18 protein-coding genes are annotated in these 22,639 nt (G+C 70.3%); 12 read left to right on the top strand and 6 right to left on the bottom strand.

Translation table 11 applies throughout. The features are described from left to right. Nucleotides 1-6: 6 nt before the first annotated feature. The 3 genes from ACH4SP_RS04110 to ACH4SP_RS04100 all read left to right on the top strand — a co-directional run bounded on the left by ACH4SP_RS04110 (nucleotide 7) and on the right by ACH4SP_RS04100 (nucleotide 2,093). Nucleotides 7-906, top strand: a complete 900-nt coding sequence (locus tag ACH4SP_RS04110; protein ID WP_398409531.1) for a methionine ABC transporter ATP-binding protein — start codon at nucleotides 7-9, stop codon at nucleotides 904-906. Continuing rightward, the gene (locus tag ACH4SP_RS04105) at nucleotides 906-1,568 is read left to right on the top strand and encodes a methionine ABC transporter permease (RefSeq protein WP_398408975.1); all 663 of its coding nucleotides are present in this window, start codon (nucleotides 906-908) and stop codon (nucleotides 1,566-1,568) included. Before ACH4SP_RS04110 ends, ACH4SP_RS04105 begins: the two co-directional genes overlap by 1 nt. Nucleotides 1,569-1,700: 132 nt before the next feature. Beyond that, nucleotides 1,701-2,093, top strand: coding sequence for a hypothetical protein (locus ACH4SP_RS04100; RefSeq protein ID WP_398408973.1), 393 nt, complete (start codon nucleotides 1,701-1,703; stop codon nucleotides 2,091-2,093). A gap of 278 nt (nucleotides 2,094-2,371) precedes the next feature. On the opposite strand, the gene ACH4SP_RS04095 is transcribed toward ACH4SP_RS04100, so the two are convergent. After that, the gene (locus ACH4SP_RS04095) at nucleotides 2,372-3,544 is read right to left on the bottom strand and encodes an epoxide hydrolase family protein (RefSeq protein WP_398408970.1); all 1,173 of its coding nucleotides are present in this window, start codon (nucleotides 3,542-3,544) and stop codon (nucleotides 2,372-2,374) included. Between the two features lie 102 nt (nucleotides 3,545-3,646). On the opposite strand from ACH4SP_RS04095, the gene ACH4SP_RS04090 reads away from it, so the two are divergent. The 5 genes from ACH4SP_RS04090 to ACH4SP_RS04070 all read left to right on the top strand — a co-directional run bounded on the left by ACH4SP_RS04090 (nucleotide 3,647) and on the right by ACH4SP_RS04070 (nucleotide 10,585). Next, a complete protein-coding gene (locus ACH4SP_RS04090; RefSeq protein WP_398408968.1) occupies nucleotides 3,647-4,222 on the top strand; it encodes a CGNR zinc finger domain-containing protein in 576 nt (191 codons plus the stop codon). Between the two features lie 465 nt (nucleotides 4,223-4,687). Next, on the top strand, nucleotides 4,688-5,152 hold the full coding sequence (locus ACH4SP_RS04085) for a hypothetical protein (protein ID WP_398408966.1): 465 nt from the start codon (nucleotides 4,688-4,690) through the stop codon (nucleotides 5,150-5,152). Beyond that, nucleotides 5,149-7,269: a bifunctional polysaccharide deacetylase/glycosyltransferase family 2 protein gene (locus ACH4SP_RS04080; RefSeq protein WP_398408964.1), complete on the top strand. Its 2,121-nt coding sequence runs from the start codon at nucleotides 5,149-5,151 to the stop codon at nucleotides 7,267-7,269. Before ACH4SP_RS04085 ends, ACH4SP_RS04080 begins: the two co-directional genes overlap by 4 nt. Before the next feature lie 90 nt (nucleotides 7,270-7,359). Next, a complete protein-coding gene (locus ACH4SP_RS04075) occupies nucleotides 7,360-8,616 on the top strand; it encodes an LCP family protein (protein ID WP_398408962.1) in 1,257 nt (418 codons plus the stop codon). Nucleotides 8,617-10,129: 1,513 nt separating this feature from the next. Next, nucleotides 10,130-10,585 (top strand): hypothetical protein, encoded by a 456-nt coding sequence (locus tag ACH4SP_RS04070; RefSeq protein ID WP_398408960.1) that lies wholly within the window; start codon nucleotides 10,130-10,132, stop codon nucleotides 10,583-10,585. A 38-nt stretch (nucleotides 10,586-10,623) separates the two neighbouring features. Here ACH4SP_RS04070 and ACH4SP_RS04065 read toward each other — a convergent pair whose 3' ends face one another. Further along, a complete protein-coding gene (locus ACH4SP_RS04065; protein WP_398408958.1) occupies nucleotides 10,624-11,823 on the bottom strand; it encodes a serine hydrolase domain-containing protein in 1,200 nt (399 codons plus the stop codon). 316 nt (nucleotides 11,824-12,139) lie between these two features. Here ACH4SP_RS04065 and ACH4SP_RS04060 point away from each other — a divergent pair, with 316 nt between their 5' ends. From ACH4SP_RS04060 to ACH4SP_RS04050, 3 genes are all read left to right on the top strand, one after another. Then, nucleotides 12,140-12,565 carry a hypothetical protein gene (locus tag ACH4SP_RS04060; RefSeq protein WP_398408955.1) on the top strand — a complete coding sequence of 142 codons (426 nt, stop codon included), beginning with the start codon at nucleotides 12,140-12,142 and terminating at the stop codon, nucleotides 12,563-12,565. Nucleotides 12,566-12,582: 17 nt separating this feature from the next. Beyond that, nucleotides 12,583-14,934, top strand: coding sequence for a hypothetical protein (locus tag ACH4SP_RS04055; RefSeq protein WP_398408954.1), 2,352 nt, complete (start codon nucleotides 12,583-12,585; stop codon nucleotides 14,932-14,934). Nucleotides 14,935-15,085: 151 nt separating this feature from the next. Beyond that, nucleotides 15,086-15,847: a hypothetical protein gene (locus ACH4SP_RS04050; RefSeq protein WP_398408950.1), complete on the top strand. Its 762-nt coding sequence runs from the start codon at nucleotides 15,086-15,088 to the stop codon at nucleotides 15,845-15,847. A gap of 73 nt (nucleotides 15,848-15,920) precedes the next feature. Here ACH4SP_RS04050 and ACH4SP_RS04045 read toward each other — a convergent pair whose 3' ends face one another. After that, nucleotides 15,921-16,205 (bottom strand): ribosomal protein L7/L12, encoded by a 285-nt coding sequence (locus tag ACH4SP_RS04045; protein WP_398408948.1) that lies wholly within the window; start codon nucleotides 16,203-16,205, stop codon nucleotides 15,921-15,923. Nucleotides 16,206-16,471: 266 nt separating this feature from the next. After that, nucleotides 16,472-16,978, bottom strand: a complete 507-nt coding sequence (locus tag ACH4SP_RS04040; RefSeq protein WP_398408945.1) for a hypothetical protein — start codon at nucleotides 16,976-16,978, stop codon at nucleotides 16,472-16,474. A 273-nt stretch (nucleotides 16,979-17,251) separates the two neighbouring features. Between ACH4SP_RS04040 and ACH4SP_RS04035 the strand changes: the two genes are divergently transcribed. Then, complete coding sequence (locus ACH4SP_RS04035; protein ID WP_398408943.1) at nucleotides 17,252-21,106, top strand: DNA-binding protein; 3,855 nt, start codon at nucleotides 17,252-17,254, stop codon at nucleotides 21,104-21,106. 66 nt (nucleotides 21,107-21,172) lie between these two features. Here the strand turns inward: ACH4SP_RS04035 and ACH4SP_RS04030 are convergent, their stop codons facing one another. Beyond that, nucleotides 21,173-21,499 (bottom strand): nuclear transport factor 2 family protein, encoded by a 327-nt coding sequence (locus ACH4SP_RS04030; protein WP_398408941.1) that lies wholly within the window; start codon nucleotides 21,497-21,499, stop codon nucleotides 21,173-21,175. Between the two features lie 228 nt (nucleotides 21,500-21,727). Then, on the bottom strand, nucleotides 21,728-22,498 hold the full coding sequence (locus tag ACH4SP_RS04025; protein WP_398408939.1) for an aminoglycoside adenylyltransferase family protein: 771 nt from the start codon (nucleotides 22,496-22,498) through the stop codon (nucleotides 21,728-21,730). Between the last annotated feature and the right edge of the window lie 141 nt (nucleotides 22,499-22,639).

Genomic DNA, 22,639 nt, shown 5'->3' with positions numbered 1-22,639 from the left:
CGGGAGATGATCCGGCTCGACGCGGTCGGCAAGGAGTTCGCGGGCGGCGTGCGCGCCGTCGACGCGGTCGATCTGACTGTCGACGAGGGCAGTGTCTACGGCATCGTCGGACACAGCGGCGCGGGCAAGTCCACCCTGCTGAGGCTGGTCAACCTGCTGGAGCGGCCGACGTCGGGCACGGTGACGGTGGGCGGCCAGGAGCTGACCTCGCTCGGCGAGCGCCAACTGCGAACCGCACGCCGGGACATCGGCATGATCTTCCAGCAGTTCAATCTGTTCCGGTCCCGTACGGTCCTCGGCAACGTCGCCTTCCCGCTGCGCCAGTCCGGCAGCGGACGTGCCGAGGCGCGCGCCAAGGCACGGGAGGCGCTGCGCTTCGTGGGCCTCGACGAACACGCCAAGCGCTACCCGGAGCAGCTCTCCGGCGGCCAGCGCCAGCGCGTCGGCATCGCCCGCGCGCTCGCCACCTCGCCCCGCGTGCTGCTCTGCGACGAGGCGACGTCCGCGCTCGACCCGCAGACCACCCAGGAGGTGCTGGAGCTGCTCAGGCGGGTCAACACCGAACTGGGCGTCACCATCGTGGTGATCACCCACGAGATGGAGGTGGTGACGGCGATCTGCGACCGGGTCGCGGTCATGGAGGACGGCCGGGTCGTCGAACGGGGCGAGGTCCACGAGGTCTTCACCCGCCCGCAACACCCCACGACCCAGGCGTTCGTACGGGCGGCTCTGCACGCTTCCCCCGTGCTCGGCCTGCTCCCGTCGCTGCTGCGGGAGCACGGCGTGGACGCGTCCGTCACGGAGGCGGTACTCGCCCAACTCGACGGCGGAGGAGCGGCGTTCGAGCCCGACGCAGACTTCGAGCCCGACGACTTCGCGAGCAAGGACAAGGCGGTGAGCGCGTAATGCAGCAGGACTGGGACGTCCTCTGGCCCAAGATCGTCGACGCGGCGGGCGAGACGGTCTACATGGTGCTCGCCACCCTCGTGTTCGCCACGCTCCTCGGTACGGCCTTCGGGCTGGCGCTGTACGCCACCCGCAAGGGCGGCATCTTCCAGAACCGCCTCGTCTTCGTGGTGCTGAGCTTCCTCGTCAACGTCATCAGGCCGGTCCCCGCGCTGATCGCGATCGTGATCCTCAACCCTCTGACGCGCGAGCTGATGGGTACGGCGGTCGGCACCGACGCCGTCATCTTCCCCATGACGGTCATCGCGACCTTCGGGGTCGCCCGGATCGTGGAGAGCAACCTGGTCGGTGTCGAACCCGGCGTGATCGAAGCCGCCCGGGCGATGGGCACCAGCCGGATCCGCATCCTGCTGACCGTGCTGGTCCCCGAGGCGCTCGGACCGCTGATCCTCGGCATGACCTTCATGCTCGTCGCCCTGATCGACTTCTCGGTGATCGCGGGCACGGTGGGCGGCGGTGGAGTGGGCAACCTGGCGATCACCCATGGCTATCTGCGGTTCGACGACCGGGTCATGGCGGTCACGGTGCTCATCCTGATCGGGCTGGTCCAGGCGGCACAGCTACTGGGCAACATGCTGTCCCGCAAGGTACTGCGCCGCTGAGAGCTGTCCCACCCCGGGCACCACGAGGTGTTTCGGACAGGACCGAAGGTCATTGTCCGGCCCTGATCCCCTCGGCAAAGCTGCTCAGCACGCGGCAGAAGTCGTGCAGAGCTGACAGAACGAGGACATGTCATGGCATTGACGAGTATCAAGCGGCGAGCGGCTGCGGTATCCGTTGCCGGTGCAGCGGCTCTGGCGCTGGGCGCCGGCGGCGTCGCACCTGCCGAGGCATCGGCGCCGGCCGACGTATCGGTGCAGAAGAACTGCCCCTCCGGCGCCCTGTGTGTGCAGTTGCGCAACACCTCCACCGGGAAGTACACGTGGAAGGACCTCTACTACTGCAAGAACTGGTACATCAGCGGGAAGTGGGTCCCCACCCGCTACATCAACAACCAGACGTCGGGAACCAAGGGAAAGTTCAAGAACCACGACAGGAAGACGATCCTGACCACCAAGGCCCCGTACGCCGACGAGAAGGTCAAGAGGACCATCGGCGTCCGTACCTGGTACATCAAGCCCTGCTGATGTCGCCGTCCTGAACGGGCCGTCGCCGCACTCGTCGCGGCGACGGCCCGCGCCGTGTGCGGCGGCACCGGTTCGACCGGCTCAGCACCTGGTCATCGCGGCCGTCCTCCCCTGGTCATGTCGCCTGCGGTGGCGGCCAGGAAGTCAGCTCCCAGGGCGGGTCCCAAGCCGGGCACGGCCGGTGGTCACGTCGGAGGTGGAGTCTTCGTGGAAACCGTCGGGCAACGCCTTGAGCCGGATCCGGCGGTGATCGGATGCCGAACAACGCCGAGCCGCGTTCACCGATCGGCGGCCAGCACTGCCGCGAGACCCTCTTGCAGATCCTTGACGAAATACTCGGGAACCTCCAACGACGGGAAATGTCCCCCGGATTCGGGCGAGTTCCATCGGACGATCTGTCGGTACCGCTCCTGTGCCCAGACACGCGGATACTTCTCGATGTCGCGGGGATACACAGTGATTGCTGACGGGACGTCGACCCGGAGTTCGGGATCGAGCGAGTTGTGGCTTTCGTAGTAAATGCGGGCCGCCGATGCCCCGGTCCGCGTCAGCCAATACAGGGTGACGTCGTCAAGAACCCTGTCCATGGAAATCGTCTCGAACGGGCTGTCCTCGGTGTCCGACCACTCGGCGAACTTGTCGAGGATCCAGGCAAGAAGCCCGACCGGTGAATCGACGAGCGAGTAGCCGATCGTCTGCGGCCGGGTCGCCTGCTGCTTCGCGTACGCCGCGCGGTGGCGCCAGAAATCGCGGGTTTCCTCGGTCCATTTACGCTCGGTCTCCGTCAGCCCGTCCGTTGTCAACCCGGGCGGTGCCTCCGCGAACGTTGTGTGGATGCCGAGTATGTGCGCCGGGAACCTGCCGCCGAGAACCGTGGTGATATTGCCTCCCCAGTCGCCGCCGTGGGCTACGAACTTGCCGTAACCGAGCCTTCCCATCAATTCCACCCATGCGGCCGCGATCCTTTCGGTTCCCCACCCGGTGGTGGCCGGCTTGTCGCTGTAACCAAAGCCTGGCAGCGACGGGACCACGACGTGGAACGCCGGCGCGTCTGCGTCTTTCGGATCTGCCAGCTCGTCCACTACGTCGATGAACTCAGCAATGCTGCCCGGCCACCCGTGCGTCAAGATCAGAGGAGTGGCATCCGCCCGCGCGGATCGGCGGTGCAGGAAGTGGATTCCCAGATCGTCGATGGTCGTGCGGAACTGGCCGATTCGGTTGAGGCGCTCTTCGAACGACCGCCAGTTGTACCCGGTGCGCCAGTGGTTCACGACATCGATGAGGTCGGCGAGAGGAACGCCCTGTTCCCATCGTCGGGAGTCGGGCGCGGCGCGATGGACCGTCTCGACCTCCGGCAGCCGCGCCGCGGCCAGTCGCGCGCGCAGATCGTCGAGGTCAACGTCGGTCGCGCGGGTTTCGAATGCTTGCACGTCGCTGGTGGGACGGGGCATGACACCTCCTGGCCATCGCGGAACCGGCCATGACCTTCGCGAACCGGCTAAGACGGTTCTAACACTCCTTCTTGCCGACTGGCAACCGGCTAAGGTGGTTCCATGCGTCCTGAGTTCCCTGACTTTCGCCTCGGCAGCGTGCTGGCGACCAGCTTCACCGCGACTCTGACGGAGCGTCATGGCGGCGCTGTGGAGCGCATTCCCACGCCGCACCGACTCGTCGACTGGCTGGCAGTGAACGGTCTCGCCGTGGACTCCTGCACCACTGCCCAGCTCGACCTCGCTCGGGAACTGCGGGAGTCGATTCACGCCGCCGCGACGGCGGCCGCGATCCAGGACGCTCTCCCTGCGCCTGCTGTCCAAGTCATCAATGACCGCAGCGCTCAGGGGCGGGCCGCGGCGATCCTGACGCCCGAGGGCAAGCGGCGCTGGCGGCTCGGCTCGGCTTCCTGCGTGGAAGATGCCCTCGGCGTGATCGCCAGCGACGCGATCAGCATCATCGCGGGCGAACGAGACGGAAAATTGGCCTTGTGCGCATCACCAACCTGCCAAGCCGCCTTCTTCGACACCAGCCAAAGCCGCACCCGCAAATGGTGCGACATGAACACGTGCGGGAATCGTCAGAAGAAGGCGCGCTTCCATGCCAACCAGCGCAAAAACGCCAGATCAGCGGAGTGATCGTTACCCCGCACCGTTGTGCTCGGGCTCTCCGTTCCTCCAGGACGCGGAGCAGTGTCGAAGGCCGGGAGGGCCTGTTGCCGTGTCGCTCGGGCGCCCGAGTAGGGTCGGGGGCTGCGTGACGGCTGACGGTCGCACCCTGGCCTCCCGCCCCTTGTGAGGGGCACATGCCTACGTGGCCCTCCCGGCCCCACCCGGGAAGGCCGCACGGCATGCGCAATGCGCACGTACGGGACCCCTCCGTGCGTGCCGGGCACCGGGATGCGGCTCCGACGTCTCACGGGCAGTACAGCGGACCCCCGGGTCCGTCACCCCACAGACAAAGAGTCGCGCGTGCGCGGCCGCAGATCAGGAGAACCAGTGCAGGGCACCCCCCACATAGCCAGCACACCGCACGACGGGCGATCGTCGCCCGTACCCCCTGCCCGCGGGGAGCAGCACACGGCCCAGCACACAGGGCTGGACATGACACGACGCGTGCCGCACCGGGTGGCGGAGCCTCGCGTGAATCCGGCGGCGCGGCGTTCCCGGGCCGACGCGCCCCAACTCCCCGTCTTCATCGACCAGTCGGGCTGGCGCAGGCGGACGCTGCAAGGCGTGGCGCTGGCCGTGGGCTGCGCCTGCCTCGGGTATCTGCTGTTCGTCGGCGCGCTGATCAGCGGACTCCGGCAGCCCGTCGGCACGCACCCGCCGAGTACGGGCGTAACGGCGCCTTCCGGTCCGGACACCGGCACGTCGCAGCGCGGTCACGGCACACCGGACCGAGCCGAAGGCGACAGGGCCCAGACCGACCGGACCCAGACCGACCGGACCGAGAGCGGCCGGACCGCGACCGACCGGTCGTCGGCCAGGGCCGTCGGGGACCGGGACGACCACCACCGCCCGCCGCCCGGCAGATCCGTCCCGTCGGCCGGAGGCCCGAGGCAGTGAGCCGGCGGTCCGCTGTCCGCCGCCCACCGCGCGGACACTGGCTCGTCCTCCTGCTGGTCCTCCTGGTGGTGGCCGTCACTCTCCTCTTCGAGGGCTGGACGACCCACCAGGTCGACGCCGCGCGCACCAAACCGCCGTGCACCCGGCCGATCCCGCGCGAGGCGGACGACGGGAAGCCTCTGCTGCGGTTCGGCCCGCAGGGGGTGGCCACCGCGGCCATGCCGCCGGGTACCGTCGCGCTCACCTTCGACGGCGGGCCCGACCCGGTGTGGACGCCGCGCCTGCTCGACCTGCTGCGCAGACACCACGCACGGGCGACCTTCTTCGTCTACGGGAAGGACGCGGCCCGGCACCCGGAGCTGACGCGGCGGATCGTGCAGGAGGGTCACGAGATCGGCTCGTACACCTACAGCGGCGGCGACCTCGGTGTCGCCTCACCGCTGCGCGCACGGCTCGAACTGTCGCTCACCCAGGCCGCTCTCGCCGGTGCGGCCGGCATCAACACCACCCTGCTGCGGCTGCCGCACACCACTGCCGCGGACACGCTCTGCGGCGCCGAGTGGACGGCCGCGGAGCACGCGGCGGCGCAGGGGTACCTGGTGGTCGCCTCGGACCACAAGGACCGCAAGCCGTGGCGTGGCCTGGTGACGCAGCACAGCCAGACCGACCTGGGCCTGCGCGAAGCCGAGAAACTGCTGCAGGACCGCAGCGTGAAGGAGTTCACCACGGTCAGCGGCGGCCTCGGACGTCCCTCCTTCCTCGACGAGGTCCGGGTCGCCCAGAAGATCAAGGGCGAGGGCCTGATCCAGTTGCAGCGGTTCGGGCATGCCTTCCTCACCGTGATGGTGTGGACGCTGACCCTCACGGGCGCGCTCGGCGTCCTGCGGATGCTCCTGTTCGCGGTGTTCGCCCGGCTCCACGTGCGCAGGCTGCACCGGTACCGGCCCGGCGCACCACGGCTGCGCGAGGTGCGGGACCCGGTGACGGTGCTCGTACCCGCGTACAACGAGGAGGCCGGAATCGCCTCCACCGTGTACTCGCTGCTCGCCTCCACGTACCCGCACTTCCAGATCATCGTGATCGACGACGGCTCGTCCGACGCCACCGCGGACATCGCCGAGGACATCGACGACCCGCGGGTGACGGTGATCCGGCAGCGCAACGGCGGCAAGCCCAGCGCCCTCAACACCGGCCTGGCACACGCCCGGCACGACATCGTCGTCATGGTCGACGCGGACACCATCTTCGAACCCGAGGCGCTGGCCCGGCTGGTCCAGCCGCTCGCCCACCCGGCGGTCGGTGCGGTCAGCGGCAACACCAAGGTCGGCAACCGGCGCCGTCTGCTGGGCAAATGGCAGCATCTGGAGTACGTACTCGGCTTCAACCTCGACCGGCGGATGTTCGAGGTCCTGGAGTGCATGCCGACGGTGCCGGGGGCGATCGGCGCCTTCCGCAGGGACGCGCTGATGGGTGTCGGCGGCGTCAGCGACGAGACGCTGGCCGAGGACACCGACCTCACGATGGCGCTCTGGCGGGCCGGCTGGCGCGTCGTCTACGAGGAGTCCGCGGTCGCCTGGACCGAAGTGCCCAGCACCGTGCGGCAGTTGTGGCGCCAGCGCTACCGCTGGTGCTACGGAACCCTCCAGTCGATGTGGAAGCACCGCCACGCGGTGACGGAGGTCGGTCCCGCCGGACGCTTCGGCCGCCGGGTGCTGCTCTACGTCTCGCTGTTCCAGATCGTGCTGCCGCTGTGCGCACCGGTCGTGGACATGTTCGCCCTGTTCGGGGCGCTGTTCCGCGACCCGGTGGAGGCCGCGCTCGTCTGGTTCGGGTTCCTCTCCATCCAGTTGGTCACCGCCGCGTACGCGCTGCGGCTCGACCGCGAACGGCTGCGCGTGCTGTGGGTACTGCCGCTCCAGCAGTTCGTCTACCGGCAGTTGATGTACCTGGTGGTCATCCACTCCGTGACCACGGCGCTGCTCGGCACCCGACTGAAGTGGCACAGCATGAAGCGCACCGGAACCGCCGACCCCTATCTGCTCGAAGCGCCGTCCGGGGCGACGTCCGGAGATCCGCTCGACGCGCCGCCCCCGCGGCGGAGCCTGTCGTCGCAGTGATCCGGGTGCGGAGGGGACAGGAGGGGACGGGAGGGGAACCGGTGAGCGGCCGCGCGAGTCGGACCTGGGACATGACCAAGGGAGTTGACCATGACAGACCCGCTTGACCGGCGGGCCGGACGCACCACACCCACGGGAGAGGAGGGCTGGGGCGGCGACGCCAGGAGCCGTCCCGTGGATCGGGGGCCGGTGCGGGTGACGGGCGAACTGTGGCGCCCGGATCCGGAAGGCGCCGCCGCGCGCGAGCGGTTCGCCGAACGCCCCAGCTCGCACTACGGGCCCCGGCGCGCCCACGCCCGGCAGCCGAAGAAGCGGAGGAGGCTGCGGCGAACGGTGTTCGTCCTGCTGGCCATTGTGGCCGTCGCGGCGGGCGGCACCTACGGCTGGGCCGAGACCCGGCTCAACCGTGACGTCGACCTCGGCACGTACGCGGACCGTCCGCCGCCCGGCGAGGGCACCAACTACCTCCTCGTGGGCTCGGACAGCCGCGACGGGCTCTCCCCGGACGCCGTGAAGGACCTGCACGCCGGCGGGGGCGGCGGACGACGCACCGACTCGATGATGCTGCTGCACACCGGGGCCCACGGCACCAGCATGGTCAGCCTGCCGCGCGACTCCTGGATCACCGTGCCCGGCCGCCTCGACACGACGACGGGCAAGACGAAGCGGCCCGAAGGGGACAAACTGAACGCCTCCTTCGCCTACGGCGGCCCCGAACTGCTCGTGCACACCGTCGAGAAGAACACCGGGCTGCGCATCGACCACTATGCGGAGATCGGCTTCGCCGGGTTCGTGAACATCGTCGACGCCATCGGCGGTGTTCGGATGTGCCTGGACCGGGACATCAAGGACGAGAAGTCGGGCGCCGACCTGCGCAAGGGCTGTCACACCCTGACCGGCAAGCAGGCGCTCGCCTTCGTCCGCCAGCGGCACCAGGAGAAGGAGGGCGATCTGGGCCGTTCGAAGAACCAGCAGAAGTTCCTGTCGACCCTCGCCCACCAGGCCGCCCGGCCCGACACCCTCTTCGACCCGCTGGAGATCGGTCCGGCCGTGCAGGCCGGGCTCGACACGCTCATCGTCGACAAGGACACGAACTTGCGCGATCTCAGCAGGATGTTCCAGGCCGTGCAGAGCGTCGCGGGCGGACACGGCAAGCAGATCAACGTGCCGGTGTCCGGCATCGGCGTCCCCACCTCCAAGGGCAACGTGCTGAAGTGGGACGCCAAGAGGTCGGCCCGGCTCTTCGACGACCTGCGGCACGACCGGCCGGTGACGGAGACGGGGAAGACGTCGCGGCACCGGGGCGGTGCCGTCAGCCGCGCGCCGTCGCGTGACGACCGCCCGTAGCGGCAGGAAGAGCAACAGGAAGAGCAGCACGCTGAACGACGACAAACGACGACAAGGGGATCGTGCGGAGCGGAGACCGTGGACAGTCGGACCGGGGCGGGGCCACGGACCAGCAGGGCGGGGCGAACGACCCCATGCGTCAGCGACGGCCGAATGCCCGTACTCCGTCCTCCGCACCCCGTCCTCCGTAGCCCGCCTCAGTCACGCAGCGGGAGACCGCGGCGCCCCGGATCCGCTACCGCATCGGCGGACACGACCGGCCAGGTCGTCCCACGGGCGCGGAGCGACGACCGGCACGGGCGGGACGTAGTCCCCTTCATGGGGCTGCGCGCGAACCTGGACTTGCCCGGGTGCGCTCTGGGACCGTCGGTGTGCCCTCGCGCGTGCGAGGGGGAGCACCACCGTCCCGGGGGCGGGGGAAACCAGGAGGACGGTGAGATCCGTGGCGGGGATCTGGCTCGTGGGGCTCGTGGCGACAGCGCTCCTGGTGCTCTTGATCGTCGTCGTCGAGAAGGTCAGGAACAGGGCCGTACGGAATCCCGGCAGGCGCTCGCCGAGTACACCGCGACGGGGCGAGGGCGAGAGCTGGGTCGCGGGCGGCGCGGTGGCGGGCTGCGGCGGTTGGGCGCCCGGCCGGAGTGCGTCGTCCGACAGTGACTCCTCGTGCGACGGGAGCTCGTCCTCCTGCGGGAACGGGGGCGGATGCGGCGGCTGCGGATGCGGCGGGTGAGCTCCGGCGGCCGCGCCGCCCGGGATACGAACGACTGGGATACGAACGTCCGGGATCCGAGCCTCCGGGGCACGGCGGCTGCCCTCAGCGAAGAGTCACACCGATCGCGCCTTCGCCGAGGCGATGCAACCGGTCGTCCCGGACGCCAAGACCGCCGCCCTCCACGCAGCCCCCTGGCCCGGAGGCTCGGAGCGCGGGTGGCGGCAACGGTCTCGGAACTCGCGACACCACCCGGGTCCGGAGCAGGGTCCGTCCCGCGGATGCCGTCGGCGGCGATACGGAGCCGGGCGGCGCATCCGGCAGTTCTCGCGCACCGAGCCCATCTCGCACGCCCAGCACATCTCGCACGCCCCGCACATCTCGCATGTCCGACACATCTCGCAAATCCGGTACGCCCGTCACGTCCTGCAGCACCGGTACGGGCCGGGTCGGCCCATACGTCCCGCCGCCACCTGCGCTTCCCGAGCGAACCAGTCCAACAGCGCCTCGGGGGCGGTCCGTTGCGCCGCACGCCTGCACAGCCTGCAAGGCCTCCCCCAACGCGGCACCCGGCAAACGCAGTTGAACCTCACCCACCCATCGAGCCACGCACGGCGTGCAGTCCCGATAGCGTCGGCCAATGCCCTCTCGGTGTCCCACCATCTCGCGCACATGCCGGGCGGTAGTGGGCATGGTTCTCGACAACATGCGCAAGAGGGTGGGCAGGCTCACCGACGAACGGTGGGAAAGACTCGACCGGTTGGGCATGCGGTGGGCAGCGGGCACGACCAGGAGGAGCACGGAATGAGCACGGATGCGTACACCAGCAATGTGGTGGACCGGGCGGCGGAGGATGTGCGGGAGGGCGATGCGGACGCGGTGCTGGCGGTCGCGGTGCGGTCGTACGCCGCGTTCGCGGTGCATGTGCGTTTCGACGACGGGATGACCGAGGAAGTGCTGCCCGTCCTGTGGTCGGTGATCCCTGCGGAGGAGCGGGAGGGGTACCCGGAGCGGCTGGAGGAGTTCGTGAACCGGTACCAGGAGCGGCTGGTACGGCTGTACGCGGAGTACGGGCCCCAGTCCGCGACCGCCAGGCACGGTCGGCACGAGCTCCTCGCGCACCCGGTGTCGCTGATCGCCCTGGAAAGGCTGTCGACCGCCCGCCCCCGCTTCGCCCTGGCAGCGCGGTGGAACGGGGAACTTCCCGACCGGTGGCTCAACGACCTCTGCGCCCCGTGGGGCATCGTCGAAGTGCTGTGAACCAGTGCCCTGTCCCCCGTAACCGGACGCCCTCGCCCTCACCCACTGGCGCGGGCCGAGGGGCGCGGAGCCGCCGCTGAGGAGGGTGGGCAGAAGACGGTCTCCACCGCCTTGCTCACGTCAAGCTCCACGGCGCTGGGCTTGACGCTCAGGGTGAACGACATCGCGAGCTGGCGACGGCCGTCTGCCGAGTAGAAGGTCATGGCGATGGAACCGGGGGCCGCCCCGCCCACGATGTAGAAGTCGTCGCCGCAACGGCTGCGGCCGCTGCCCCGGGGGTTCGGGGCGTCGGGCAGCCGGTCGGTCAGGATGCGCTGGAGTTCCGGCGGCAGCAGTTTGCCCTGGGTGAACGCCCGGTTGAAGACGCTCACGTCGTGCGTGGTGGAGACCACTCCTCCGGCGCCCGCACCGGCGAGGCTGGCGTTGAACCGGTCGACGTCGCGCAGCCTGCCCCGGGCGTCGGGGTAGTAGCCGTGGCCGTGCGGCCCCTCGACGCCGTCCGGCGGCTTGACCATGAGATAGGTCCTGGTCATCTTGAGCGGGCCGAACAGGCGCTTGTGCAGCTCGGTGGCCAGGTCGTGGCCGGTCAACCTCTCGATGATCATGCCGAGGAGGGTGTAATTGGTGTTGGAATAGGACCACTTCTCGCCCGGGTCCCCGGTCCGGGGCCGATCACGGCTCCATCTCACCAGATCCAGCGGCCGGTTGTGGGTCGTGAAGTCGAACACGTCGAACGAGGGGTCTCCCTCGCTCCCGTCCGGGTTCGGCTTGCCTGCGTACCAGTCGGGAATGCCGGAGGTGTGCCGGAGCATCTGCCGTACCGTGATCTCGTCGGCCCGCGTCACCAGATCCTTCTCCACCACCTCCGGCAGCAGGTCCCCCAGCTTGTCGTCCACACCCAACTCGCCCTTCTCGACCAGTTGCAGCACCACGGTGGCCACCATCTGCTTGGTCTGTGACCAGATCCGGAAGCGGGCGTTCGCGGGTATCCTGCCGCCCCGGCCGTCCAGCAACCGGGAGCCAGCGCTGCCCAGCCCGACGGATCTCCCGTCGACGTAGGCCCCGCCGACGACCCCCACAACCCCCGGAACCCCGGCCAGCTCCTCCATCGCCTTCTGCACGCTCCCGACCTGCTCCGGGGCGGCGGCGGCAGGCCCGGCGTGAGCCATCATCAGCATGACGACACCGGCCGCCAGACCGGCCCGCCTCAGCGGCGGACGAACATTCTCACAGGGCACGACATGCTCCTTCTCGTCATCGTCATCGTCATCGTCTTCCGAAGCCGGGGCACCCACCGTGCCCCTGCACGGACTGCTGTGGTCCGTGCCTCCAGGGAAGGCAGGAGACTGTTGCGGCGGCGTATGCGTTCATCGATACGCCCGCGATACACCCGCGATACGCCCACTCCCCCGTATCGGGGAGGTGTGCCGAGTCCACCCGCTTCCGTGGGTCGCGTGGTGTCCGGCCCAGGGTCGGTACCGGTTGGCCATTGCCGTACGCGGATCGGAGGCGTCACGCTGGTCCTCCAGTCGTGCGACGAGCGTGGGAGGACGGATGGAACCCATCGCGGTGGTGGCGGCCACGGCGTTGGTGGGAGCGATGGCCACCGACGGATGGCAGCGGGCGCGGGACGGCATCGTCGCGCTGTGGCAACGGGTGCACCCGGAACGGGCCCAGACGATCGAGGCGGAGCTCACCGAACTGCGCGATGACGTCCTGGCCGTCCGCGCGCAGCAGGACGGCGACAGCCGGGCGGAGGAGGGGCTGGCCGCCGAATGGGAGCGACGACTCGGTCGTCTGCTGCGTCAGAACGCGGCGCTGGAAGCGGAATTGCGGCGCGTACTCGACGAGGAGCTGACTCCGTTGCTGCCGCGGCAGGAGCGGGAACGCGTCACGAACATCGAGATGCGGGCGATCGCCATGGACCACGGCAGGAACTATCTGGCTGCCGGGGACCTCCATGTCAACGACGGTCCGTAGAGCCCGGCCCCACGCCAATGAGCGAAGGAGGAGAGCGCCACAGGGACTGGACCGCCCGCGGTGAGCAGCGGGGCGACATCGGTCAGCGGGCGGCTGCCAGCGGGCACGGCCGGGTCTACATGGCGGGCCGTGACATTCGGTTCCAGTTCTTCGGGCGGAAGCAACCGTCGTTGGCGTCCCGCGCGGACGATCTGGCGACGGCGGTGCACGGCCTGTGGGAGAAGGAGTCGCTGCGGCGCATGCTGGGCGACCCGGCGCCCCTGTCCGTGCGCTGGGAACCCGTGGACCCCGGGCTGGTTCAGGGCTGGCCCGACCTGGTCGCCCTGGCGAGGACGGGGGCGGGCTGGCCGGGGCCGCCCGGCGGGGGCTCCTGGGCCGACGGCCCCGGCGGACTCGCCGGTGAAGGGCGGTTGGCCGACGTCATCGGCCGGGTCCCGACCGGGCGGCTGGTCGTACTCGGCGAGCGGGGTGCGGGCAAGACCATCCTGCTGGTACGGCTGGTGCTCGACCTGATCGCCCGCCGCACGCCCGGTGCACCGGTGCCCGTCCTCTTCTCCCTCTCTTCCTGGGACCCCGTGCACCAGGACCTCCGCACCTGGCTGGAGCAGCGGCTCACCGTCGACTTCACCGGGCTGAACCGCAAGGTGCCAGGCCGTCTCCACGGGCGCCGCACGGTGGCCCGGGCGTTGCTGGACGAGGGGTTCGTGTTCACCTTGCTGGACGGGTTCGACGAACTGCCCGCCGGCGTACGAGGCCTGGCCGTCGGCCGTGTCAACGACGCCCTGCGCGGCGGCCAGGGCCTGGTCCTCGCCTCTCGCAGCGCCGAGTTCCGGGCTGCGGTACGGCCGTCCGGAGGCATCCACGAGGTCGAGGTGGCGGGCGCGGCAGGGGTCGAGCTGCGGCCGCTGCGCATCGAGCAGGTGGCCGCGCATCTGAGGTCCACGGCGGGTGGGCCGACCGGCGCCGCCCGCTGGGACGAGGTGCTCGCCGTGATCCGGGCCGATTCCGCCTGTCCGGTGGCACGCACCCTGAACACGCCGCTCATGGTCTGCATGGCCCGCGTCATCTACAACCCCCGGCCGGGAGAGGCGCTGTCCGGACTTCCGCGCCGTCCCGCCGAACTCCTCCAGGAGACCTTCCGCACGCCCCGTGACGTCCGGGAACATCTCCTGGACGGCTTCGTCCCCGCCGCGTACCGACTGGAACCAGGGGCGGCCGAACGGGCGTTGCGGTGGCTCACCTTCCTCGCCCGTGACCTCGGGGAACGGCTCGGCGGCAGCACGGACCTCGGCTGGTGGCGGCTGGCGGGTGCCGCGCCCCGGGTGCTGTCCGGGCTGCTCGTCGGGGCCGTCGCGACAGGACTGGGCGTCCACGGGCTGCGGATCCCCGCCTCGGCCGGGATCGGGCTGATCGCGGCGGTCGGCGCCGGGCTCGTCGGGCGGCGGCTGTTCGGCACCGGGTCGGGCATGGCCTTCGCGCTCGGCGGGGGTCTCCTCGGTGGTGTTCTCGGCACCCTGCTGGCCATGCTCCTGTTCGGCGCGGTGCAAGGAGTCGGGCCCTCGCTGACCGGGGCACTGGCCGCGTGCATCGCGGTCGGCTCCATGGGCGGGTTTCGGGCGGGACTCGTCGGAGGGTTCGCGGGAGGGTTCGCCGCCGTGCTCACGGGACGGCCCGAAGTCGTCCCGGCCGCTCCTCTCATCAACGGGCTGGGGCTCGGGCTCGGTGCCGGAGTCGCCGCCGCGCTCGCCCGGCACGTCAAGCCTGCGAGCGGGTTCCACTGGTCGTGGGCGGGGCTCGTGACGGGGCTGGTCGCCGGGCTCACCATGGGACTCGCGGCCGGCCTGCAGGCGGGCCCGGCCCGTGGGCTGCTCCTCGCCGTCGTCACCACCGTCCTGGGCAGCCTCGCGGGCGGTCTGGAGGCGGCGCCGGCGGACACCACGGCAGTGGCCGACCCGGCGGTCTCCCTGGCCGGCGACCGCCGGACCTTCTGGGCGACGGGAATCGTGGGAGGCCTCGCAGTCGGGGTGAGCACGGGCCTGGGCCCCCGATTCCCGCCGGGGCCAGGGGACGACCTCGCGTTCGGGCTGGGAGTCGGGCTCGCCAACGCCGTCGCGGTGGGGCTGGCGTTCGGGTTCCTCCGGGCGGCGTACGGGCGCTTCACCGTCGCGCGATGGTGGCTTGCGCTGCGCACTCGCCTGCCCTGGCGCCTGATGCGCTTCCTCGACGACGCCCACGATCACGGTGTGCTCCGGCAGTCCGGGGCGAGCTACGAGTTCGCCCACGGGGAACTGCAGCAACGGCTCGCCTCACGGCCACCGCCCGCCCGGGGCAGGCCACCTGTTTCCGACGTACCGGGACAGCACATCTGACCGCAGGGCTGCATGGCCGTCCCCCACCCGCCGGCGTCAACGGAGCATTAGCTCGCCTGGCAGTCGGCAGTACGTGCGTTCCCCGGTCGGGCGTCGGGTGTCACCCGGCCGGGGAATGGATCACCGTTCCGGGGCTCCGCACCATGGAGTCATGCCGCTGCTCGGGATCCTGCTGCTGTCCCTCGCCTCCTTGCTCGCGACGGGGCTCGTCTTCGGAATCACCCGGATCGTCCCGCTGGCGAAGCGGAAACCGCACAACGACGTCCTGGGCTTCGTCTACGCGGAGATCGGCGTGATCTACGCAGTGGTCCTCGCGCTGGTCGTCGTCGGGGTGTGGGACACCCGCTCGCAAGCCCATGCCAACACGTACACCGAGACCAACGCCCTGCTCCAGATCGCCTGGTACGGGCGGTCACTGCCCGCCCCCGAGCAGGCCACGCTCGAAGGCCTCACCGAGAAGTACACGGTGACCGTGGTGGAGGTCGAGTGGCCGCTGCTGAGCGAGCAGCGGGCCAGTCCGGAGGCCTGGGCACTCTTCACGGCGCTGCGGGACTTCATCAACACCCGGCAGCCGAGGACCGGCGCGGACGAGGTGCGCTACGGGACGGCGCTTGAGGCGGTCGCCCAGCTGGGCGACGCGCGGCGGGAGCGGGTGAACGAGGCAGCCACGGCGGGGGTACCGGCCCTGCTGTGGGTGGCGCTGCTGATCGGGGCGGCCGTGACGGTGGGGTTCGTGTACCTGTTCGGGATCAGCAGTCTGCGGATCCACTCGGGGGTGGTGTTCTGTCTCAGCCTGACGGTGGGTGTGATGCTGCTGATCGTGTACGAGTTCAACCTCCCGTTCAGCGGTGCGCTGAAGGTCGATCCGACCGCGTTCCAGCTGGCGCTCGAACGGATACGTGCGGTCGCCTAGCCGCGGGCCGGGAGCGGTCCGGTCCCACCGCGACCACGCGTTCGGGGAAGGACCCACCGCCGCCCGCTGCTGGTCATCCCATCCGTTCCACAGCGTCCTTGGACTCCTTGAGCCCTTCGCCGGTGAGCTGTCGATACACCTTGATGGCCTCGATCTTCTTGCCCTGCTGGGTCAGTTCGTGCACCCGCTCCATGCCGGGTATCTGCGGCTCCTCCACGCCGAGGTGGTCGAGCAGCAGATCCACTTTCCGCTCCAGACGGGCAAGGCGCCGCTCGGCACTCACGATCTTCCCCGACGGGGACGACATGAAGATCAGGACGACGAGCACAAGGGTGGCGGACAACAGTACGGATTCCATACCCAAACCCTATTGCTTCGCGACGCATCTCCGCGCCGAGCCGGCTTGGCGCCGGGCGGAGTACCGGCCTGGCGCCGGGCGGGGTACCAGGGCTGCCCGAACCTCGCCCAAGCCGCTCGGCAGCGGACGACACCTGCGGGACCGTCCCCGGTCGCGACGGCGGCATACGTCGGGGCCGACCGCCCGTGCGGTCGGCCCCGACTCTGCGCGGTGCGCCTTTCCGTCAGTACTTCTTCAGGCGCCAGTCACTCGGTGCTTGCTCCTGTTCAGGCGCCGGCCACTCGGTACTTGTTCAGGCGCCAGCCACTCCACTTGCCGCTGACCGCACGCTCGTTGTAGTAGCGCTTTGTGTTGGTACCGATGCAGGTGATGGCGAAGTTCCACTTGTTCTTGCCGACCCATGCCATGTCGATGGAGTGCTGGCCCGGCCTGATGCACTGCCCGCGGAGGGACGTCCACCGGCTCACGCCGCCGCCCGGCGACGACCAGCGGCTGTACGCCTGCTTGTTGGTGCCGATGACGAACACCTGATTGTGCTTGTTGGGGAGCTTGTGCTTGACCTCGCTCTTGCACAGGAAGGTGCCGCCCCACTTGGTGTACGTGCACTTGCCGCCGCCGATCTTCTTGGGCACGCCGGGGTCCGGAACGGCTGCCGCCCGAACACCCGAGCGCTCCATCGTCTGAGCCGTGGGTCCCGCGAAGGCGGCACCGCCGCCCGCGAGGACGGCGCTCGACACCAGGGTGATGATCCCCGTTTGCAGCTTCGATGTCACTGAGACCTCAATTCTCCGCTGTGATCTGCTTGATCCGTCACGGACGCCCACTGCGGCGCGCATCCTGCCGCTCGTACCGCACAACACGCGGCGCCGGGGGCGTCCTGGAACGAGTTCACCGGCTCTGGGGTTGTTGCGAAGCCGTGTCCCGGACATGAAACAAAGCAGGTCACAAGCCCGGGTTGGCGAGATGGCGCCTTTCACCGTGGTGGAGCACGTGTTGGGATGAGACGCCGCTGCTGCCCGCGCGGGACGGCTCGGGGGAGGAATCGTATGGGGCGTCCGGAGGCGGACCTCGATCCAGGGCTGGGACCGGTTCAGCGGTTCGCGTTCGAGTTGCGCAAGCTGCGCCAGGAAGCGGGCAGCATCACCTATCGCCAGATGGCCAGGCAGGTGACGGTCTCGGTCTCCACCCTGTCGAGGGCGGCCGGCGGGGAGCAACTGCCCTCCCTTCCGGTGGCCTTGGCCTATGTGCGGGCGTGCGACGGCGATGCGCAGGAGTGGGAGCGGCGCTGGCGCGAGGCAGTCACGGAGCAGGCCCGGGCGGCCGACCTCGTGGCGGACGAGACCGCTTCTTCTTCCCCCTACCGTGGCCTGGCCCGGTTCGACGTGGGCGATGCGAAGCTCTTCTTCGGCCGGGACGAGGTGACCGACGAGCTGGTCCGTACGGCGACGAACCACCGTGTGTTCGCGGTCTTCGGACGGTCGGGCAGCGGCAAGTCGTCCCTGCTGCGGGCGGGGCTGATTCCCCGTCTGCGGAGCCTGGAGGGGCCGCACCGGCCGGCGGCGGTGCGGATCCTCACCCCGGGCGAGCATCCGCTGCGCACCCACGACACCGTGTGTGTACCGGCCCCGGGCGAGCAGGACACCTGGCTGGTCGTGGACCAGTTCGAGGAGGTCTTCACCCTCTGCCGCGACACCGGCGAGCGAGCCGCCTTCGTCGCCCGCCTGCTCGCTGCCGCCGAGCCCGAAAGCCGGCTGCGCGTCGTGCTCGGCGTACGCGCCGACTTCTACGCCCACTGCCTGGCCCATCCCGGACTGGCCACAGTCGTGCGAGAGTCCACCGTGCCGGTGGGGCCCATGGGCGCTGACGCGCTGCGCTCGGTGATCGTCAAACCGGCCCAGGCACACGGACTGATCGTGGAACGCGCCCTGACCGCCCGGTTGACCGAGCAGGCGGCAGGAGAGCCGGGCAGCCTGCCGCTGCTCTCGCACGCCCTGTTGGAGACGTGGCGCCGCCGCAGAGGCCGCATGCTGACCCTTGAGGCGTACGAGGCAACCGGCGGGATCCACGCGGCCATCGCCCAGACCGCCGAGGACCTGTACGCGCGGCTGACCCCCGACCAGTGTCGGCTCGTTCGGCGGATCCTGCTGCGCCTGATCACCCCGGGGGACGGGACGCCGGACACCCGGCGTCCCGTCCCCCGCGCGGAATTGGATCTCAGCGACTCGGACGGTGTTTCCCGCGTCCTGGGCCATCTTGCCGCTGCCCGTCTGATCACTCTGGACGACGACAGGGTCGACCTTGCCCACGAGTCCCTGATCTCCTCGTGGCCTCGCTTACGGCAGTGGATCGAGGAGGATCGCGAGTGGCTGCGTGCCCACCGGCAGTTGACGGAGGCGGCCCGGGCGTGGGCCGACCTGGGGCGTGACCCCGGGGCGGTGTACCGGGGAGTCCGGCTCGACCGGGCCGACGAACTGTTCGCCCCGCCCGAGCGTACGGCCGCCCTCACTGCGCTGGAACGTTCCTTCCTGGTCACGAGCCGCGCCGCCCGCGCCGGTGGGCGGCGCCGGAGGCGCGGACTGATCGGCGCCCTCGGCCTCCTGGTCGTCCTGTCCCTCGTCGCCGGGGCCGTTGCCTGGCAGCAGGGACGGACGAGCGACCGGCGGCACGCGGAGTCCGAAGCGCGGCGGATCGCGGCGGTCGCCGAGCGCATGCGGTACTCCGATCCGGTGCGGTCGATGCGGCTGAGCGTGGCGGCGTGGCGGTTGGCTCAGACGACGGAGACGCGGTCGGCGCTGCTGGGGGCGGTGACGCAGCGGGAGGAGGACACGTTCGCGGTGCCCGGCGCCGAGAGCGTTTCCCTGGGTACCAGTTCCACCAGCGGGCGGCATCTCGTCGCGGGCGGCCGGACCCTGGTGTCGGTCGCGCCGGACCGGATCTCGACATGGGACATGCGCACCCATCGCCGTACGCATGCGGCTCCTGGGCTGGGGAATCTGAACGACTCGGGCACGGTGGCGGTCCGGTCGGACGGCCGCCGGCTGGCGGTGGCGACGTACGACGGGGTCGCGCTGTGGGACGTCCGAGCCGGGCGGGTCACGGACACGCTTCCCACCGGACCGTCGGACACCGCCCTGTTCGGCCCCAGCGGGCGCACCCTCGTCATGGATCCCGGGGACGCCGTGGAGGGCGAAGGACCGAGGGCCGTGCAGGTGTGGGACCTGCGGGCCCGCCGCGCCCTGCTGCGTGTCCCGCTGAAGACCGGCGAAGCCGTGCGGACAGCGCTGAGTACGGACGACCGGTGGCTGGCGCTGTGCACGAACCGGCGGCCGCTGGAGATCTGGGACGTCACCGGCCGACGGAAGTCCCCCCTGCCCTGGCCCGCCGGGGTGAGCCCGCACAAGTGCAACATGGACAGGCCCGGGTTCGCCTTCGGCCCGGACAACCGGACCCTGGCGTTCCTGACCGAGTCCGGCATCCGCCGGGTGGACGTCCTCTCCGGCAAGGAGTTCACGAAGATCGAGGAGCATGAGCCGGTCGGGCTCCGGTTCAGCGCGGACGGCCGGTTCCTCGCCGCCACCGGCCTCCGCGGGCTCCTGCTGTGGCGCCTGTCGGACCCCGCCGCCCCGGTCTTCCAGCAGCCGCTGCCCCCCGAGGCGTCCACCGAGACCACCGAGTTCGAGATCGACCCGGACACGCGCGTGGCGCGTTACCTCAACGCAGCCACGACGGTGGTCCGTTCGCTGAACCTGGGCCCGGTGGCCACTGCACACTGGCCGAAACACCGCATTGACGAGGCATACGCGGCTCCGGACGGCAGGACCCTGGCCGTCCTCCGGTACTCGGGGAGCCCGGAGGCGGGATTCCGGCTGCTGGACACCCGTACCGGTCGCATCCGCCACGAGCCGCCGGAGAAGCCCTGCCCGGATCCGGAGTCGCCACCGGACGACATGCCGACGGACGAGCCTGCGCTCTGCGTCGACCTCATGGCGTTCAGCGGGGACAGCAGGTACTTCGCCTACGGACGGGGCTGGAACGATTCGAGGCCCGACTCGCCGACGCGGCAGCGGGTCACCGTCTGGGATGTCGAGGCCGGGCGCGAGCACGCTGTCGTCGATCTGCCCGGCGGCAACGCGGAGGCGGTCCAGAGCATCGCGCTCAGCCACGACGGCAGCGTCATGGTGGCGTTCCGGACCGCCCTGGGTGACGCCGTCGATGTGTGGGACGTGCGCTCCGGCAGACGTCTCAAGAAGCTGCACCACGACAACCGCGCGCCTGGCCAGGAAGTGGCCTCCAAGAGCGGAAGTTTCGGGCTGCAGGGGCAGCGGCCGGTGCTGAGCCCGGACGCGGACACCGCCGTGGCCCTGGACGGCGTGATCGCCGACCTCTCCACCGGGCGGGTTGGCCAGCGCGCGCTCGCCGACGACCTGGCCATGGCGTTGGCCTTCAGCCCGGACGGCGACCGACTGGCCGTGGGCGACGCCTCGGGGCGCGTCGCGCTCTGGGACGGAACGGCCGACAACCGGCTCGGTCAGCTGTCCGGCACACACCTCACCGCGTACGAGGGCGGTGACGTCGGCCACAGGATCAGTGCCCTCGCCTACTCGGCCGACGACCGCACCCTCGCGGTCGGCGGGGCCTCCGGCACCGTCCAGCTCTGGGACGTCCCGTCCAACCGGCCCCTCGGCTCCGCCCTGCTCACCCCGGGCGGCCCCCTCCTCGCCCTCACCTTCAGCGCGGACGGCGGCGCACTGTACGCATCCAGCGCGCACATGCCCCTGCAGAAGTACGCCCTGGCCCCGGACCGGCTCGCCGAACAGAGCTGCGAACGTGCCGGGGGCGGCCTGACCGAGGCGGACTGGAAGACGTACCTGCCGGATCTGCCGTACCGGGCGACGTGCTAGGTGCGGGTGACGGCCGACTGCCTTGGCAGTCACGACCGTCAGCGGGCTCGGCATGGCCTTCGACAGTCAGCCGAGGAAGTCGACGTGGTCGATCAGGCCGTCGCGGACCCGGTAGGCGACCAGCACACGGAGCGGGTCGTCCATGATGCCGTGGGCAATCTCGTGGTCCACCACCCAGTCGCCCTCGGTGAGTCGGCCGACGATCTCGGCCCGGCAGCGGCCCTTGGCGAACATGTCGGCGTACGCCTCCCGCACGGCGTCGCGCCCGATCAGGCGGTCGCCGCCGCGGCGGTTGACGCAGACGTCGGGGGCGTACGTCGCCGCGAAGGCTTCGAGGTCATGGCTGTTGTAGGCGGCGAGCTGGCATTCGACGACGGTCTCTGGGGTGGTCACCCGTTGATCATGCAGAGTGTTCGCCCGCTCGTCCAGGAAAAACCGGAACCACCCGTCTCGCCTACCGCCGGCTGCGACGGTTCCCCCGAGCACACACGGGGCTGCACGTGAGGCCTGCACCACGTTGCCACCCGCCACCCGCCACCCACGCGACCTGACCGCACGTAATCCCCTGAGAGACTTCCGAAGCCGACCGCTGAGCGCCGCACCTCGGCACGGCAGCGGCTCCTATGTCAGCCGGCTCCGGGTGCTCAACCCGTCGATCTCGGCGAGCACGCGGTCCACATGCGGACGGACCTGTGTCTGCAGCGTCTCGCTCCAGCTTTCCTCGGAGTAGCGGCAGTTGAGATAGAGCTGCCTGGCGTGTTCGAGCACGGGGCGGTGTTCGGGAGGGAGCTGGGCGAGGGCCCAGTCGGCGGCAACGTCCTTCGGCCTGATCCGGCCGGTGGCGAGCGTGGTCCAGATGCGTGCGAAGGTCAGCAGGACGTTGCGGGTGTCGCCGTCCAGGTCGTCGAGCAGGTCGGGGATGCCCGCCACGCTTGCCCGGACCAGGTCGGAGCGCGGGACGGGGTCGAAGACCTGCGTCGGCGGCGGACCAGCGAGGGGGCGGTCGCCGGTCAGCGCCATGGTGATCAACAGGGCCAGATCGGGCAACGGCTCCGGCCGGGGGACCTTCCCGGCCTCGTACTCGGCGCGCAGCCACTCGCCGTACAGGAAATCGCAGGTCGGAGGGTATCGCCATGGCTGAACCTCGGACTGGACGACCACGGTGAGCTCGACCGGGCGGGCCATGTCCCCGGAGCCGGAAATTCCGAGCAGGCCGCCGAGAAGCGCCCGCCGTTCACGCTCGCCCATCGACCTCCGGGAGACGAGCAGTACGTCCACGTCGCTGGCTGGTCTGAGACCTCCGAGCACGGAAGATCCGTGCAGGTAGGCGCCGATGAGATCCCCGCCCAGCACGCCACCGGTCAGTCGTGCGATCTCCTGAAGCTGATTCACCGCGCCAGTGTCTCCCGTCGTCCGGTCCGACTGCACGGCATTACGGGGCGGCTCACGGTCCCGCCGTCACGCGAGCGTGCTGGTCGCAACCGTCAACGAACGGCTGTGACCAGCAATTTCGCAACAAGCTCTGGGGCCCAG

Source organism: Streptomyces sp. NPDC021093 (genome assembly GCF_044333135.1).
Lineage (GTDB): Bacteria > Actinomycetota > Actinomycetes > Streptomycetales > Streptomycetaceae > Streptomyces.
This window is presented reverse-complemented; position numbering and strand designations above follow the sequence as displayed.